The sequence below is a fragment of the Anaerococcoides asporogena genome, from assembly GCF_029590275.1.
GTDB lineage: Bacteria > Bacillota > Clostridia > Clostridiales > Clostridiaceae > JG1575.
The window spans coordinates 1745389-1761776 of record NZ_CP120965.1 but is presented as its reverse complement, the minus strand read 5'-3'; the positions used below and the strand labels follow the sequence as shown (position 1 = coordinate 1761776).

20 protein-coding genes are annotated in these 16388 nt (G+C 47.6%); 3 read left to right on the top strand and 17 right to left on the bottom strand.

The genetic code is table 11. The features are described 5' to 3' along the window. Positions 1–32 precede the first annotated feature (32 nt). From P6M73_RS08300 to P6M73_RS08225, 16 genes are all read right to left on the bottom strand, one after another. Complete coding sequence (locus P6M73_RS08300) at positions 33–734, bottom strand: hypothetical protein (protein WP_277855637.1); 702 nt, start codon at positions 732–734, stop codon at positions 33–35. Further along, on the bottom strand, positions 715–1605 hold the full coding sequence (locus P6M73_RS08295) for an ImmA/IrrE family metallo-endopeptidase (protein WP_277855636.1): 891 nt from the start codon (positions 1603–1605) through the stop codon (positions 715–717). Before P6M73_RS08295 ends, P6M73_RS08300 begins: the two co-directional genes overlap by 20 nt. After that, positions 1583–1948 carry a helix-turn-helix transcriptional regulator gene (locus P6M73_RS08290; RefSeq protein ID WP_277855635.1) on the bottom strand — a complete coding sequence of 122 codons (366 nt, stop codon included), beginning with the start codon at positions 1946–1948 and terminating at the stop codon, positions 1583–1585. Before P6M73_RS08290 ends, P6M73_RS08295 begins: the two co-directional genes overlap by 23 nt. Before the next feature lie 396 nt (positions 1949–2344). After that, the gene (locus tag P6M73_RS08285) at positions 2345–3778 is read right to left on the bottom strand and encodes an amidohydrolase (protein WP_277855634.1); all 1434 of its coding nucleotides are present in this window, start codon (positions 3776–3778) and stop codon (positions 2345–2347) included. A 337-nt stretch (positions 3779–4115) separates the two neighbouring features. Further along, the gene (locus P6M73_RS08280) at positions 4116–4808 is read right to left on the bottom strand and encodes a hypothetical protein (protein ID WP_277855633.1); all 693 of its coding nucleotides are present in this window, start codon (positions 4806–4808) and stop codon (positions 4116–4118) included. A gap of 12 nt (positions 4809–4820) precedes the next feature. Further along, entirely contained in the window at positions 4821–5537 is a 717-nt protein-coding gene (locus P6M73_RS08275; RefSeq protein WP_277855632.1) for a DUF5058 family protein, read from the bottom strand. A gap of 415 nt (positions 5538–5952) precedes the next feature. Further along, on the bottom strand, positions 5953–7167 hold the full coding sequence (locus P6M73_RS08270) for a ribose-phosphate pyrophosphokinase (RefSeq protein ID WP_277855631.1): 1215 nt from the start codon (positions 7165–7167) through the stop codon (positions 5953–5955). 35 nt (positions 7168–7202) lie between these two features. Further along, positions 7203–7940: an adenosylcobinamide-GDP ribazoletransferase gene (locus tag P6M73_RS08265; protein WP_277855630.1), complete on the bottom strand. Its 738-nt coding sequence runs from the start codon at positions 7938–7940 to the stop codon at positions 7203–7205. Beyond that, complete coding sequence (gene cobU / locus P6M73_RS08260) at positions 7940–8500, bottom strand: bifunctional adenosylcobinamide kinase/adenosylcobinamide-phosphate guanylyltransferase (RefSeq protein ID WP_277855629.1); 561 nt, start codon at positions 8498–8500, stop codon at positions 7940–7942. Before cobU ends, P6M73_RS08265 begins: the two co-directional genes overlap by 1 nt. A gap of 231 nt (positions 8501–8731) precedes the next feature. Continuing rightward, complete coding sequence (locus P6M73_RS08255; protein ID WP_277855628.1) at positions 8732–9358, bottom strand: histidine phosphatase family protein; 627 nt, start codon at positions 9356–9358, stop codon at positions 8732–8734. An 88-nt stretch (positions 9359–9446) separates the two neighbouring features. Beyond that, positions 9447–9896 (bottom strand): MarR family winged helix-turn-helix transcriptional regulator, encoded by a 450-nt coding sequence (locus P6M73_RS08250; protein WP_277855627.1) that lies wholly within the window; start codon positions 9894–9896, stop codon positions 9447–9449. A gap of 218 nt (positions 9897–10114) precedes the next feature. Then, on the bottom strand, positions 10115–10756 hold the full coding sequence (locus tag P6M73_RS08245; protein ID WP_277855626.1) for a hypothetical protein: 642 nt from the start codon (positions 10754–10756) through the stop codon (positions 10115–10117). 73 nt (positions 10757–10829) lie between these two features. Beyond that, positions 10830–11822, bottom strand: a complete 993-nt coding sequence (gene galE / locus P6M73_RS08240) for a UDP-glucose 4-epimerase GalE (RefSeq protein ID WP_277855625.1) — start codon at positions 11820–11822, stop codon at positions 10830–10832. A 24-nt stretch (positions 11823–11846) separates the two neighbouring features. After that, positions 11847–12305 carry a phosphohexomutase domain-containing protein gene (locus P6M73_RS08235; protein WP_277855624.1) on the bottom strand — a complete coding sequence of 153 codons (459 nt, stop codon included), beginning with the start codon at positions 12303–12305 and terminating at the stop codon, positions 11847–11849. A 159-nt stretch (positions 12306–12464) separates the two neighbouring features. Further along, positions 12465–12713: an ATP-binding protein gene (locus P6M73_RS08230; protein ID WP_277855623.1), complete on the bottom strand. Its 249-nt coding sequence runs from the start codon at positions 12711–12713 to the stop codon at positions 12465–12467. Between the two features lie 52 nt (positions 12714–12765). Then, entirely contained in the window at positions 12766–13224 is a 459-nt protein-coding gene (locus tag P6M73_RS08225) for an ATP-binding protein (RefSeq protein ID WP_277855622.1), read from the bottom strand. Between the two features lie 933 nt (positions 13225–14157). Here P6M73_RS08225 and P6M73_RS08220 point away from each other — a divergent pair. The 3 genes from P6M73_RS08220 to istB are packed head-to-tail and all read left to right on the top strand — an operon-like array spanning position 14158 to position 15830. Further along, positions 14158–14451 carry a hypothetical protein gene (locus P6M73_RS08220; RefSeq protein WP_277854891.1) on the top strand — a complete coding sequence of 98 codons (294 nt, stop codon included), beginning with the start codon at positions 14158–14160 and terminating at the stop codon, positions 14449–14451. Then, a complete protein-coding gene (locus P6M73_RS08215) occupies positions 14417–15109 on the top strand; it encodes a Mu transposase domain-containing protein (protein ID WP_277854890.1) in 693 nt (230 codons plus the stop codon). Before P6M73_RS08220 ends, P6M73_RS08215 begins: the two co-directional genes overlap by 35 nt. Further along, positions 15102–15830, top strand: a complete 729-nt coding sequence (gene istB / locus P6M73_RS08210; RefSeq protein ID WP_277853478.1) for an IS21-like element helper ATPase IstB — start codon at positions 15102–15104, stop codon at positions 15828–15830. Before P6M73_RS08215 ends, istB begins: the two co-directional genes overlap by 8 nt. On the opposite strand, the gene P6M73_RS16990 is transcribed toward istB, so the two are convergent. Next, a complete protein-coding gene (locus P6M73_RS16990; protein WP_489666478.1) occupies positions 15825–16343 on the bottom strand; it encodes a Mu transposase domain-containing protein in 519 nt (172 codons plus the stop codon). The two genes, istB and P6M73_RS16990, sit on opposite strands and share 6 nt — an antisense overlap. Positions 16344–16388: the final 45 nt, after the last annotated feature.

The following is a 16388-nucleotide window of genomic DNA, read 5'->3' as shown; positions in this document are numbered from 1 at the left end:
GGAATAAAAATCGTTTCGATACATAAACGTTATCAACAAAAGTATTGCTTATAAATGCTATCCATTTCACTATGAAAGTTACCCCATGACGGATTTTCATTCTTCTCTCGGTCAGTAAGATAGTATTGGTATTTGTAAAGCATTTTCAATGCCGTCTGATCAGACAATTTTTTTCGGTAGAGGTAATAGATCAGTTCAAACATTCTAATTGCGTGAATGTTGTCCAGACCCGTTGACCACTCTTCTGCCTTTTCAATGAGCTGCAATGCATTATGATCATGAGCCGCAAAATATAGAAGTTCTTTTACAGCAATATACGCCAGCGACTTAACCTCTCCACGATCATCTTTATTGTCGAGTAATGGTTCGTATTTGGTTCGGGGTACAATTCTTGATTCAATTGCGTCCCTTAACATTAATTCTATTTCTGTCAAATCTGTATCTTTAAGCAGGGTTAAACGGGCTGCTTCAGGATCCATTTTCTGATCTATATAGTTTTGAGGTGAATGTCCGACCAGTTCTGCATAGACCGCCTCGTGGATAGCAAGGTTTGGGAAAGCTTGAAATATCGGTTCCAACCAAATCTCTTTAAACTGATCGAATTTAATTGGGCTCTTTGTAATTGGCGTTCGATCGGGAGGGATAAGGAAGTTCGCATCCAGGGTGATGGTTTGCTTCGGATTTTTAATAATACCTATAAAGGCGGTATTAGGATCAGACAGATGAATCTTCATTCTCATGCTCCCCACTAAAAAACGCATCAAGTTCATCAACATCTTCTTGTGAGGCTCTGATCTCAAAGCCAAATTCATCTGGAGTTCGATTAAATAATCGTAAAGTTTCTGTAAAATGGTCCTCATCAATAAGGTTATCTTCAAAATTCCGGATAATAATCTCAATCTCATTTGGTGAAGTACCAATGTTAAATGTTTGTTGGTTTAATTTTAGAAAAACGTCTTTATTAAATGCCTGACCAATTTTCCAATACTCCCCTTCAGGATCACGTTCTTTAACGGAATAAAGGTCTTTGTATTGATCCGGTGATATTGCTTTTATTTCTTCAAGCCTTCTGACCAAAGAACGGTACGGCAGCCACCATGTACAATGAAGTCTGGCAATGAACCTTATAAGGATTTTTGTTGGTATTTTTTGAAGTGATGATGTTCTGAATTCTTCTAGAATGATACTTTCAAGTACCTTTTTAGGCAATAAAAATTCTGCTGCAAAGCGATTAGCTTTCACTTCAATCAAATTACTTCCTTCAACTTGATCTCTGCTGAGATGTGATCCAGATTTTGTGTAATAGTGATATAACTCATGAGCAATTGCAAAGATTTGCTTATCAAAATAGTCTGCCGTATTCAAACCGATAAATGTTACTCTTGATTCGTTATCTTCAGAATGCATCAGTGCTGCTGAAAAAGCTGGACGATCACCTTCCGATTGGATGGGATATTCCAGCAATTTAATCTCTAAATTATCCAATATAGTGAATATGTCATTGGCAATAACTGTATCCCCTACATAGCCTTGAGTTTGGCGATTCTCTTCAGCCAGTTTTCGGATTTCTTCTATCTGTAATTCATTTAGCGTGATTGGATTCATTTTCAAATGAGCTCCTTAGTTTAATCTGTTGTCTAAGCGATAGCATCATAGAAAATAACCTTTCTACGCCCTCTTCTTCCCGTAGAGTCAAAGCTTCACTTCGAAGTGCAACAAAAGAATTGGTTCTATCTTTCTCAACAAACATTTCGGTTAGATCAAATCCCAGGGTATTTGATAAAGCTTCAAACTGAGTTATCGAAGGAGTATATTCCTCTCTTTCTATGCGACCAATTGTAATTCTGTTAATTCCTGTCATCATTCCCAGTTCTTCCATAGTTAGCCCTTTCTCTTCTCTTAATTCTCGAATGGTTTTAGCTAATCTTTGGTGTGATAATTCTTTCATTTGAATCCCCCCTTTCAGCAATCGACTTTATTTCTACTTTCATGATACAAATAATAACGCGGTAAGTCAATTTTCGTTATTATTATATGTCAATGTTATTATTTCTAACGCGAAGCCATTAGAACTGCACTAATCTTCTTCCCGGTAATAATTATGCTATCTATCATACATCGGCAAACAAATTAGCATCAATGAGGCCTAAGAATCCTGTTTTTCTAGATAATACCTCACAATCATCTTTTTCAGCATAGATAATCAAATGTATCATTAGATTATATCCACATAAGGACTGCCACATTTCCAGACAGCGCAAGTCATGAAGTGTGGCAGTTCTATCGATGGAATACTAGTTTTCACTTTTAGAATCGAAGCATGATGTTCGCTCTCTTGATTCGATCAGCGGGGCTGAACCTCATCCGGGATATAGCACTTGTAGCGCTGGTCACCTAGGCGTTCGTCAAACTCTGCTTTGGCTTCGAGGCGAGCCTGGGGATCGTTCAGAAGATCCAGGGCGGTCATGGCCATGACTTTAGCGGCGTAGAGCATGCCTTTATGGACCATGGGGGACTTGCCGCAGGCAACCCACTGCCAGGAATGGGGTGCGGTTCCCAGCGGATAACAGGCAGAGGTAAGCTGCACCGTAGGGGCGTTGAAGCTGGCATCTCCGACATCGGTGGAGCCTGGAATCGCCTCATCGGTCACTTTGTAGGGTGCCAGCTTTCGGGCTATGGGGCTGGCCATGATTTCTTCAAGTTCAGCTTTGTCGGAGTTGAAGTAGATGTTGCGGACAGAGCCTTTGGCGTTATTTTTGGAGGCTTCGTCCAAGCTGTTCCAGTAGGCCTTGGCATAATCCAGCTCTTCCTGGGTATAGTCGATTTCTCCCAGTTCCTCCATGTTGGCATACATCACCCGGCCCAGGCGGTCATTGACGATGTATTCGGAGCAGGCGCTGTCCCAGACGATTTCAAGCTGGGTTTCGGTCATCAGGGCTGCGCCCTGAGCAATCTTGACTACCCGATCGTAGATTTCTTTGACTTCCAGGGATCTGGGGGCCCGGATGAAGTAGAGCAGGCTGGCGGTTGGCTGAACCACATTGGGAGCTGGTCCGCCGGCATCGACGTAGGCATAGTGGACTCGGGCGGTGGGGAGGATGTGTTCTCTGAGGTAGTTGACTCCGATGTTCATCAGCTCGGCGGCATCCAGGGCACTGCGTCCCTGATGGGGAGCTGCTGCGGCATGAGCACTGGTTCCCTTGAAGTTGAAGTATACCTGGAAATTGGCCAGGCTGCTGGTTCCCCAGATCCGGTTCTCGCTCATGGGGTGCCAGGTAATGATGGCATCGAGGCCGTCGAAGACGCCGGCCCGGGCCATGAAGGCCTTTCCGGATCCGCCTTCTTCGGCCGGGCAGCCGAAGAAGCGGATGGTCGCCTTTGCTTCATCCCCTGCCAGAGCTTCCTTGACGGCCAGGGCGGCGGCCAAAGCACCCGCACCGAGCACATGATGTCCGCAGCCATGGCCGCTTTCTCCCGGGATCTGGGGCTGCTTTTGGACAAGGTCGGCGACCTGGCTGAGATTCGGCAATGCATCGTATTCACCCAGGAAGCCGATCACCGGCTTGCCGGTGCCCCAGGTGGCGATAAACGCGTCAGGCATCCCGGCGATCTCCCGCTGGATCTCAAATCCAGCTTCCGTTAACGCATCAATCAGTGCCTGCGCCGAGATGGGCAGATGGAACCGGGTTTCCGGGTTGTCCCAGATCAGATCGCTGAGCTGGGTGAACCGGCCTAAATTGTTATCTAAGTACTGAACTGCGGTTTCTTTCTTTGTCATGGATGCCTCCTATGGAAAATTGAAACAAATGGGGTAAATCTTGTTTTCGTAGTAGCCTCGATTAATCTGAACTGGCCTCGATGGATCTGAATGATCAGGAATAAAATGCCGATTGAAGGATAACCGGCTTACTTGTTGAATCGGATAAACCAGTCATACCATCAGAATACTCCGATCATGGCGGATAAGCCAGGGGCTTATCCGCCATGATCCATCAACTTTTTTTGACCTGTTTTGACCTTTTGACCTTTTGACCTTATGATCTTTTGATCTTTTGACCTTTTGAGCTTATGAGCTTATGAGCTTATGAGCTTATGAGATTTTGACCTTTTGAAAATCAGGCCTGAACTTTTCTCTTATCGTTGAACCAGGCCAGGCCGACGGACAGGAGCATGACGCCGATGAGAACGTAGCTCTGTACTTTGCCGAACTGAGCCGGCCCAATGACCAGGTAGGCAAGGAGTGCCAGCGCCAGGGGGAAAAGTGAAAGCTTAGGCTTGCGCACAAGATTTGGGATGGCAATGGCTCCCAGGATGGCTGGGGTGATGTTGTCAAAGCCGGGCTTGAGAACCGGGGTCTGGAGGATGGGGAGTATGAAGCTTCCCAGGACGAACATGCCCAGGAACAGAATAACGGTGTTTACAACAGAGGACACTCCAACGGCCAAAAGTGCAATGGCCTCCCCTTCCCGGCTGCCTTGTTCTACTTCGGCGATCTTCATGCCGGAGATGGCACAAGGCAGTTTCATGTTGAGGATGTTGCCGGTGATGCTGCCTAAGTAGATGCCGCCGGCTCCCAGGACGGGATAATAGGAAATATTTTCCACTACAGCCATGGGCAGGAACATGGCAATGAGGCTGGAACTGGCAAACAGAATCTCGGAGACCTTGATGTCCAGTTTGAAATAGATCTGAATTCCCAGGGGAACGGCAATCATGAAGGCCAGGGCGATGATGCTGGTGATCCGGCCTAGCCGGTTGATGGAACGATCATAATCCATGGATGACTGATTGAAGTCTTTCGATGTCATGAGTAACCTCCTTTAGGCCAGATTGCTGAACAGGATCGCTGCTCCCATGCCTACTATGAGGGCAATGGGCAGGGAGAAATCCTTGATCAGGCTGATTTTTGTTGTTTTGCTGAGCTGTTCCGCTGCCAGGACCGCCAGTCCGGAGACAAGGAAGGTCACCATGGCAGTCGGCTTGGCGGTGTTGGCCATGTAGGGAATGGACAGTACGGCCAGCATGCCGGCAAAGAGCGCCGCTGAAAAAATCGGCATGAAATTGCTTTGCTTGGATTTGGCTTTCTTGGTCATGGCATCGAGCTTGCCCATAAAGAAGATATTGAAGACAATGCCCCAGATGATCCCAAGAGTCATGACCCACATGACGATTCCGAAGATGTTCGGAGTCAGTCCAGGGTCAGAGATGTCTTTCAGTCCCATATTGACGACTGCTACATTGGCAGCCATGCTTTCATAGACCGCGGAGCCAACCACTGACAGTCTCAGCCAGGGGAAGTATTTGCCCAGGGGTATGGCCAGGGCAAACATCATGACCAGGATCGGGAGTGAAGGAACGATGGAAAAAATAGCGCTGTTGGTAATGACTTTTTTCACGACAGGTTTCTCGATTCCCAGTTCATCGGCTCGCTTGAGTGCTTTCTGGATGAACAGCAGGGATTGCAACGCGACCATAAGGATCGTAAGCGCAACCAGGACAAACATGATGTTTGAATTGGCCAGTTCTAAATACTTCATCTTTTGTTGCTCCTCTTTTGATTGAATAACGGATGCGCCTGGGCATCCCCAAAAGTACCTATATATAATTATAACGGAAAAGCAAAAGAAAGAAAATCAGTTTTTTGTATTATTTTCACCAAATAGCACGAATATTTCTCATTATAGTTATCACCCTCATAACGAAACGATTGTTCCATTGCAAATCAAATCGATTTCATGGATAAGCATTTCTTTCACTATTGCCCCTATTTCAAACATCAGCTTCGAGAGAAAGCCCGCCGGGGATCGTCCTTAATTCGGACGTTCCCCGGCGGGCTCACTGATGCATGACATTGCAGTCACGCGGTTTACTATGCTATGTTTGATTGGTTTGATTGGGTATGAATGGTTGTCTGGCTTTTGGCCGGCTGCACCCGCAGCCGGAGAAAGGTGTCTACTTGGCTTTGTTGGCCAGAGCTTCTACGTTTTCTTTAAGGGCTTCGTCTCTCAGGCGAGCATCGGGATCGAAGCCGTGCTCAAGGAGGAAGGACCGAATGCCGGAGGTAGCGTCAAGCAGCTTGGATACGCTCTTTTCCTGGGCCAGGGTGTCAATGAACATGGCCATGTAGGTGGAGAGGTCTGCCTGGGAGAACCATTCAGCAGCTTTGATTTCTTCGGGTACGAAGTTGAGGTTGGTGGAGAAGACTTTGTCGATGATGCCCTGTTCGTATTTTTCATCGAACTTGCCCCGGCCTTCGGTAAAGAAGGCGAAGGTGGAGGCAACGAAAATCTTCTTCGCTCCGCGGACGCGCAGTTCGGCGGCAACGTCGAAGACGGATCCGCCGGAGGCGATCATGTCATCCACAATCAGGACGTTCATGCCCTTGATGTCGCGGCCGATGTACTCATGCTGTACGATGGGGTTCTTGCCGTTGACGATGCGGGAATGATCGCGCCGCTTGTAGAAGAGACCGATATCGAGGCCCAGTACGTTGGCGTAGTAGATGGCACGGTCCATGGCACCGGTGTCGGGTGAGATGACCACGAGTTTTTCCTTGGGGTCAAACAGCCAGTTTTCGGTGGTAAGGAAGTGCTTTAAGATATCCAGGGTCGGATAGATGTTGAGGAAGGATACCAGGGGGATCGCGTTCTGGATCGTGGGATCATGTGCGTCGAAGGTGACGATTTCGTCAACTCCCAGCTTTTCCAGATCCTGCAGCGCCATAGCGCAGTCCAGGGATTCTCTGGCTTTTTTCTTGTGCTGGCGTGAAGCGTACAGCAGCGGCATAACAACAGTTACTTTGTTGGCCCGGCCGTTCATGGCGGACAGCACGCGCTTGATGTCCTGCAGGTGCTCATCGGGTCCCATGTTAACTTCTTTGCCGTACATCTTGTAGGTTACGCCATAGTTTGAGACGTCTGCCAATATGTAGATGTTCTTTCCGCGGACGGTCTGCGACAGGCGGATCTTCCCTTCTCCATTCTGAAAACGGGTCTGTTCCACGGGAATCAGGTAGCTTGTGACTTCCTCTCCATTACGGTCGAAGTTTTCTCCTCTGGCCCTGCGGCTTTCAACGATGGTCTTGTCCACCAGCTTTGCAATATCGGTGCAGCTGTTGAGTGCGATGATCCCGAGATCTGAGTTGGGATTTCTAAATTGATCAGACATTCATTTACTCCTTTGCGTTTTACTCCTCATCTATTCTAAATCGAAACGATGAAAATTCCAACAATGATTTCGGCCAATTCTGCAATAAACCCAAGGTTATCTCCGACCAGGCCGTTTATTTTCTGCCGGCAGATTCCATTGAACAGCAAGGTAACCAGAATAACGGTCAGGATTCCGAGTCCGGCGCGAACCGGGAGGTGGAAGGCAAACCCGATGGCCAGGGGCACCAGGACGTTGGTCAGGAGTGCCAGCGGCATGATGTTGGCAATCAGGAGATTGGCGGAGGAGTTTTCCTTGGCTCGTTTCCCCACATAGGCTAACAGAACCAGGGCAAACTTTCCGGTGGCGGCCAGCAGCGGCAGGAAATAGATCTGATTGGCATCAATCAGCTGATACAGAATGTAGCTTTTCATGGCGAGGTTCAGGAAGATCCCGGCGGTACCGTAGGATCCCATGGTGGGATCCTTCATGATTTCCAGGATGCGTTCCCGGCTCCGGCCGGAAAAGAGTCCGTCCAGGGTGTCGGCAAAGCCATCCAAATGAAAGGCTCCGGTCAGAATCAGATAGAGCGTCAGGGTGAGCAGTGCATTGAGCAGCGAGGGAACCCGGAGGTAGCGCAGTCCCTGGGACCAGGCCAGGGGGATCAGGGCGACAAAGGCAGCGTGCAGGGATGACAGGCACATGGCCTGTCGGACGTTCGCCGGAGAGTAATCCAGATTCCGCTTTACCGGAATTCGGGTAAAATACTGGGTTAACAGCAGGATCCAGTGCATTACTCCACCCTGCCCTTCAGTGCCAGCGGCAGTCCCGACACCATGAAGCAGACGGTGTCGGCTTCTCTGGCGATGTACTGATTGATAAAACCGGCAAAGTCCACGAAAATCCGGCCGAGCTTGTACTCTGAGATCAGCCCCATGCCGACTTCATTGCTGACGAGGATCAGGGTTTTGTCAAACTTGCGGGCAGCAGTCAGGAGTTTTTCAAACTCCGCCTGCACCCCGACATACAGCTGATCCACTTCCCCCGGATTCATGTCCTCCGGGTTGTCGGATCCATAGAACAGGAGGTTGGAGATCATGTTGGTGACGCAGTCCAGCAGGACATACGAATGCGGAGTCTGGCTCAGCACCTCATCCAGGTCCCGGTAGCCCTCATGGGTCGTCCAGAGCGCGTTTCGGGACTCGATGTGATGTTTGATCCGTTCCTCCATTTCGGCGTCCGTACGGACGGCAGTGGCGATATAGAGCACATCGTCGGAACCGGTTAATAATTTTTCAGCATAGGATGATTTCCCGGAGCGTGCTCCTCCGGTGATCAGGATAATTTGTGACATGTCAGCTCCTATCAGACAGCGGCAATGAACCACTGATTCCAAAGAAAGTTAAAAAAATTCAGTTCCTGCAGCATTATCCAAAAACAAGTCATAAAGCTCATGCAGAACCCGTGAGGGACACGAAAAGTGTTCCCCGTCTATCAATAAATATAACATGGATAAAATGGGAAGCGGCAGAAGAATTGAAACAATTCTTCTGCCGCCCAACAATCAGTCGAAATTTCATCACCCTTAGGAGCCAAATACTTTCATCAGTTCGATCGGATTATAGATGGCATCCATGACCAGTCGGTCTGTGATGTACCGGGCCCGGATCATGGCGCAGTTGTTGAAGTAGACACTATGGAACACATCCAGATTATCCATGTTGATGTAGGAGTATATGCTGCGCATCACGCCGCCATGGGTTACGATCATGATCTTTTTCTGAGTGTCTTTTTCTTTGGCAATGAGTTCTTCAATGAAGTGCTTCACCCGGTTGTACATCTCCAGGTGGCTTTCCCCACGATTCGGTTTATAGTTGTTGAAATCAGCATTCCACTCATCAAAGGCCTGAGGGTACTTGGCTGAGATGTCCTGGAAGGTCAGGCACTCAAAATCTCCCATGTTCTGCTCGTTGATGCGGCCGTCGATTTTGGCCGAAGCAGGATGAAACCCCATGAGTTCCAATGTTTCGTGGGTTCGGGTACGCTCTGAGATATAGATCTCATCCGGCTGATAGTTCAATTTATTGATGAAAATCCCGGTGGCTTTGGCCTGTTCCCTGCCTTTTTCGGTGATGGGCGAGTCCGTAAAGCCATAATAGAAATTCTTTGAGTTGGCGACGGTCTGGCCATGCCGGATAATAAACAGTTCCATAAAAATAACCTCCTGCGCTGTACCAATATTATATCAGCTGCAGGAGGTCCATATTTAAGCACTTTGTTAATTCATGACAAGCAATTCGTTAATCTTCCGCGTGGTAATGCACCCGGAAGAACTCCGAGATCTTAATCAGGGTACCGGTCAGAATTCGAGCTTCCTCTTCATTCAGCTCACTCAGTATCTGGGAAATCATCTCTTCATGATAGGCCTCATGAAGATCATAGGCTTCCTTCCCCTTTTCCGTCAGATGAACACGCACCACCCGGCGGTCTTCTTCGCCTCGGTTTCGTTCCACATAGCCCTTGGATAACAGCCGGTTGATGGAAGTCGTCAGCGTACCCACCGTGATGTTCAGCTTATCCGCCACATCGGTCATCTTCATGGACTCTCCAATCCCAATGGCATCGATGGTATGCATCTCACTCACGGTCAGATCCAGATCCGACTGTTCCCGAATCACCCGCTCTTCAATCCTCAGGATCTTATTAAACACATTCACGAATAAATGGTTAAGTACTTTCCGCTCTTCCATTATGGCAAACTCCATTCCATATACTAATTACTATTATCTTACCATAACTTAAAGCATTCCAAGTCTTTATCACCAAATTCTGAGACAGATTGCTCACCGAACTGCTGATCCTTCCAAATACAATTTATCTCTTCCAATGTGATCTGACACGTTTTGAACAAACAATGATGAAGTCGAAAAGCATTTGGATCAGAAAACCTCAAAAAAACTTTTAGTTATCAGACTTTGTAGTTCACCATGATCACATGATTCGGTGTATTTCTTTTGCCAAGCATTATCTCAAATACTTGCTGATAATGTTTATTCCACTCAATCTCATTAGTAGGAATGTATGAATCATTGACGAAATTCAGAAGCACCAATTTGACACTTCTTCCCTGGTTGATCAAATGGCTGAGAAAGGTTAATCGGTTGCCTAACTGGTAATACTGATTCATCCAGATATTTTCATCGAATGCATGTAATTGTGCCGCGAATGAGTCATGGGTGTTTCGCATGGATTCTCTGATTAAATCAAGACTTTTCAAGCTGGTGGCTGTACAACGTGACTTGGTTTCAGTCAGATGCCCTTTCGCTTCTACCAATAGAACGCATCCATGCTCATCCTTCCCGATGGCATCCCACCACGGGCCACGACTTGGCCAAAATTCAAAGTCAGCGCCCTTTAAGCCAGGTACTTGGTGAATTCTCATTTCTTCGTATGAATCAGCCAAAGGGGACAGCCACGTTATTTTCCCAATACTGGGATCCTGCTTCTGAATTTCATGGGATAAATTTATTCCAGAGTTGGAATTTACAAGAGTCTGAATCCAGTACTTGCTCCCCTTGATTCCTCTGCCTTTTGAAGTATTGCTTGTCATAACCGTCGAGTTCCTTCTCGACTCACCTCACTTCACATAAATTTCAGTTACATGGCTGATTAATCACGCGATATTAACAATTTTGCTGTTCGAATCTCCAGGCATCACGAACCATGTCTTCGATTCCAAGTTCAGCCTTCCAGCCAAGTTCTGTTTCCGCTTTGGCTGCATCAGCAAAGCAGGTTGCGATGTCGCCAGGGCGTCGGCCGACGATCTCATAAGGAACATCGACTCCGTTGACTTTCATGAAGGCATTGACCAGTTCCAGGACGGAGGTGCCGTTGCCGGTTCCGATGTTGTATACTCTGGTACCCTTCGTCAGGTTCTCGATAGCTTTCACATGGGCTTTTGCCAGATCCACGACATGGATGTAGTCCCTGACGCCGGTTCCGTCTACTGTATCGTAGTCATTTCCGAATACGCTGAGTTTCTTCAGCTGCCCCTTGGCAACTTTTGTCACAAAGGGCATCAGGTTATTGGGGATTCCATTGGGATCTTCTCCAATCAGACCGCTTTCATGAGCTCCCACCGGATTGAAGTATCTCAGCAGGACTACTGCAAATCCATCATTTGCTTTCACGGTATCTGTCAGGATCCGTTCGCTCATGGCCTTGGTTTCGCCATAGGGATTGGTTGTTTTCTTCAGTTCCATTTCTTCTTTCAATGGGGATGGCTGATCTCCGTATACGGTCGCAGAGGAACTGAAGACGAATTTCTGAACTCCATACTTGACGCACAACTTGCTTAATACCATGGTTGATACCAGGTTGTTGTAGTAATACTCGATGGGTTTGGAAACAGACTCTCCGACTGCTTTGAGTCCGGCAAAGTGGATGACGCCGTCGATCGGATGATTTTGAAAGATCGGTTCGAGCTTTGCTTCGTCCGTTACATCGATCTGATAAAAATCGGGTCTCACGCCAGTGATGGCAGCCAGCTTGTCCAATACTTCGATTTTGGAATTAACCAGGTTATCGGCAATGATGACTTCATGATGGTTCTTCAGCAGTTCGATGACGGTATGACTGCCAATAAAACCTAATCCGCCGGTCACTAAGATTTTCATATGTAGGGGGCACCTCGCTATCATTTATTTTATTGAAGGGGTTATGGCGACATTCTTATTGACCTTCTCGCCAAAGAGCACCGACTGATTCTTAACTTCTTGGATATATGCCGCCAGTACCTCATCCGAGATATACGTGATCCTGCCTGAAGTCACAGCTTCATCATAGTCTACCTTCTGGACATCTTGAAAGAGATCCACCCCTTCAATTTCCGCCAGGATCTCAGCGGCTGCTTCTGTAGTGATCTGACAGCCATCCGCTCCGTAGACCTTGTATCTGTTATAGATGGATGGATTATGGGTGGCCGTAATCATGAGTCCCGCAGATATCTTCAGATACCGGGTTGCAAAGGAAATGGTGGGTACTGGATTTAGGCGTGGCCAAAGATGAACCTGGACTCCGTTGGCTGCCAACACCACTGCAGCAGTCTGGGCAAATTCATCGGATTTTACGAGAAGCAGATTACGTGTTGGATAACCCAATTCATGCTTACTGCAGATGGGCTTAAATTATATTAAATAAATAGCATAACTGCTTTAATCCGATCGTCGTATGAATATTGGTTATTTCACTCTAATGATACCGGCCTTAGCGGAAGCTAAGACCGGTAATATTCACTTTGAAGTCCACTAACATTGGGTTTAGAGTCCAGTTAAGTCCAATGTTTTTTTCCCTGAGGCAATTTCTCGCATGTTGATGATCCCAGTTTCTATGAAAACGGCATTGTGTATGATTCGGTCCATAATAGCATCCGCATGGACGCCCCCTCCGAGTTTGTTGTGCCAATCTTCCTTCCGAAATTGGGTACAGAATATAGTCGAACCAGAATCGTATCGCCGTTCAATAAGTTCAAACAGGAAATGCTGTTCTAAGTCAGAAATCTCATCCATCAGCCACTCATCGATAATCAGTAATGGGATTCCAGAATATTTCTTTAAGAGCTTATGTGGTCCACCGGTTATTAGTGGACTCATCGTATTCCATGAGCAAATCAGGCATCCGGATATATCGAGTCCGAAATTGCATCTTACAGGCTTGTTTTCCCAGCACACACCCCAGATATGTTTTGCCGGATCCTGTGAAACCCTGCAGAATAATGTTCGTGTTGGTTTTAATATATTGGCAGGTCGCGAGCTCCAAGATCATTTGTTTTTCCACACCCCTTGGTACGTAGAGGACATCAGCGATATCTGCAGAGGGTATTCTCAGTCGGGCAGACTTAAGAAGACGGTGAAACTTGGCTACAAATTTTTCCTGATAGAGGTAGTCGATCATCATCTGCAGACGTTCATCGAACGTCAGGCTGTTGCTATGAGCCTCAATATGCTGCATTTCCAAATAGCTGATGAGTTCCAACAAGTTCAATTCATTTAGCTTTCTGCGCGTTTCTTCGTTTATCATTTGTTTCGCCCTCTGTAGTATTCGGCTCCTCGTACATAGCCTTTCGGAGTAACTTCGGGAGCTTGAGCGCTCTGTTTACCGTTTGAGTATAGAACGTCTTGATTGGCTGACAGGATTGCTTTAAGATGGTGGTAACGTGGAACCCTGACTTTAGTCAGTGCTAGTTCACAGGCGGTCTCCAGCCTAATGTAACTAGTAAAATAAAGTATACCAATTTCGGCCATCAGAAAGGGACCAGTTTTCGCCAGAAAGTATACCACTTTGTGCCACTAAGGAGCCCACTTTCATCTGTTGTATGGTAACCTCTAGGGTATCAATGACCATGGAGGATTTTCAATAAATGAAGGAGTTTTCAATGTACAGTAAGATTAAAAACCTGGAGCGTATTGGGTTCACTCAACGGCAGATTGCCAGAGTCCTCAATATTAACCGTAAGACCGTCGCTAAATACCGAGCAATGCCCTTGGACGAGTTTATGGACTATCTTTCTGCCAACCGCAAGCTTAGCTCACTGGACGAGCTCAAACCAGTCATTCTTGATTGGCTTTACGCTTTTCCCAGCATGACAGCTGCTCAGGTCCATGACTGGATTTTGGAACACTACCCGGAAAGAGAGACGTCCGAACGAACGGTCAGCCGCTATGTTAAAAACCTCAGGCTTGATTTCGGAATCCCTAAATCAGCGCCAGGCAGGTGCTACGAGGCTGTGGACGAACTGCCAATGGGCCATCAGATGCAGCTGGACTTCGGCGTCAGGAACATGCCCTTGCCGGATCGGCAAGGTTCCCGCAAGGTATACTTTGTGGGGATGGTTCTGGCTCACTCCCGATACAAATGGGGCTATTTCCAGACTCGACCGTTTACCTCCATCGATTTAGTCCGAGCCATGACTCGCGGATTCCAATTCTTTGGGGGATCCCTAAGGAGATCGCTGTGGATCAGGACAGCATCATTGTCGTCAGTGAGAACAAAGGCGACATCATCTTCACTCATGAGTTTGAGCAGTTTAAAAACCAGATGGGCCTGAATATCTGGGTCTGTCATAAAGCCGATCCAGAGTCCAAGGGGATGGTGGAGAGCACCGTTAAGTTCGTGAAGCGCAACTTCCTGCCCCATCGTTTCTTCATGGAGGAAGAGGATCTCAACGAATCATTTCTGGCCTGGCTGGCGCGGACTGGGAACGCCAAAGTCCATGGAACGACAAAAAGTACCGGCTCAAGTGTTTGAATTGGAACGCGAACACTTGCGAGCGGTACAGTCTAAAATAAATAACCTTAGCCCAAGTATAATGCGAACGGTCCGGAAAGACAACACCATTCTCTACAACAGCAATCGGTATTCTCTCCCTCAGGGAACATACACAAAACACCCGGAAGTGACTGTTACCGCCACCCAGGACGAGCTGGCCATCTATGATGCCTTCGGCAATGATCTTCTGGCTAGGCACTCCATCAGCCCTTTGCGCGGCACTCTGATCAAACTGACCGAGCACCGCAGAGACAAGTCGGCTTCTTTGGATAAGCTGGAAGGCCAGATTCTCGAAGGGTTGGACAGCTTAGTCACTGACCAGTGGAAGGCATACCTGCGAAAAATTCGCGAGCACAAGCCTCGATACTATCGAGATCACCTGACGATGCTCAGACAACTGACCTTGGAACTGCCATTTCCGACACTGGAAGAAGCGATGCACTACTGCGCTGATCGTGAGCTGTACAGCATCAATGACCTGAAAAGCGCTGCCGAATATATTGGCCAGCAAGCCACAGTGGTTCAGCCTCCACTACTGGAGATCCAGCCCATCAGCAATCCCACCATCGTAAATCTGAACACCCAAAAGCGAAAACTCTCGGACTATCAGTATCTGGGAGGTGACACCCATGAATAAGACCCAGCAATCCGTTGTGCGGCTTGCCACCGCTATGCGGCTCAAGCCGCTAAATTTCCACGACTTGTTCCGGGATGGGCTGACGCCCCTGGAGAGCGTCGAGGTCTACCTCCAAGCCCAGTTACACCTCAAGGAGGAGCGCACCACTCAACTTCGGCTCAAGCGCTCGAATCTTCCCGTTAAGAAAACCCTCAAAGAGTTTGACTTTGGCTTCCAGCGCAGCGTCACCCGAGAGCAGATGCTCCGGTTGACTGACTGCTCCTGGATCGACGAGGCCTATAACATCATGTTTCTGGGGCCGCCCAGCGTGGGCAAGACTCATCTTGCGACCGCATTGGCCTATGAGGCCCTGGAACGGGGCTACAGTGTGTCATTTGTCAGCCTGGATGATTTAATCCGGCAACTTAAGACAGCAGACATCGCACCCTCCTCCAAACGGAGAGTGAACTACTACAGCAAATGCGACCTGGTGGTGATTGATGAGGTGGGCTTCCTTCCCGTTAACAATGCGGAGGCAAACCTGTTTTTTCGGTTTGTCAGCTCAATGCACGAGAAGACCTCCCTGGTAATCACCTCGAACAAGGGATTCAATGAATGGGCTGGCTTTCTGGGTGACGAGGTGATCACCACCGCCATTCTGGATCGACTGGTCTTCAAGTGTGAGATCTTCAACATGAGTGGAGATGGCTACCGGCTGAAGCACCGCAAATCAATTTTATAGTCTAAACCTAACATCAACAGAAAGTGGGTGGAAAACTGGTATACTTTCTGGCGAAAATTGGCTTATTTTACTTGACTGCTTACACCTAACCTCTGAATAGCTTTTGGTGAGACGAAGAACGGACAGGGAAGAATTATATCCCTGTTCTTTGATTTTTACCATCGAGAAGATCAAATCAATAACTTGCCTTGTGGATGGCCCGATTTTAGCCGCCCACTGCTTTATGCGCACATCGTCCCACTCGGTATACTTAAGCTTTTCAGGCATGTCCTCTTCATGGGTTGAATATTTGTTTGTGACATAGGCTGGAAATTTCGGATGCGTTTGGATCCGCTGGTTGTTGCAGTAAATGGCCAGCTGCGTGTCAGTGATCCTCAAATCCACTTTTTTTCCAAAGTATTGGAAGGGACATGAGTAGTAGTTTTTAGCATATACCACGTGAGAGTTTAATCCGATCGAGCGACTGTATACCCATTCAGCTGTTTCATAAGGAATGTCAGGAAGACGGTGCAAATACCGCTGCTCTTCTTCCAGGAATACTTTGATCCGACTACCTCG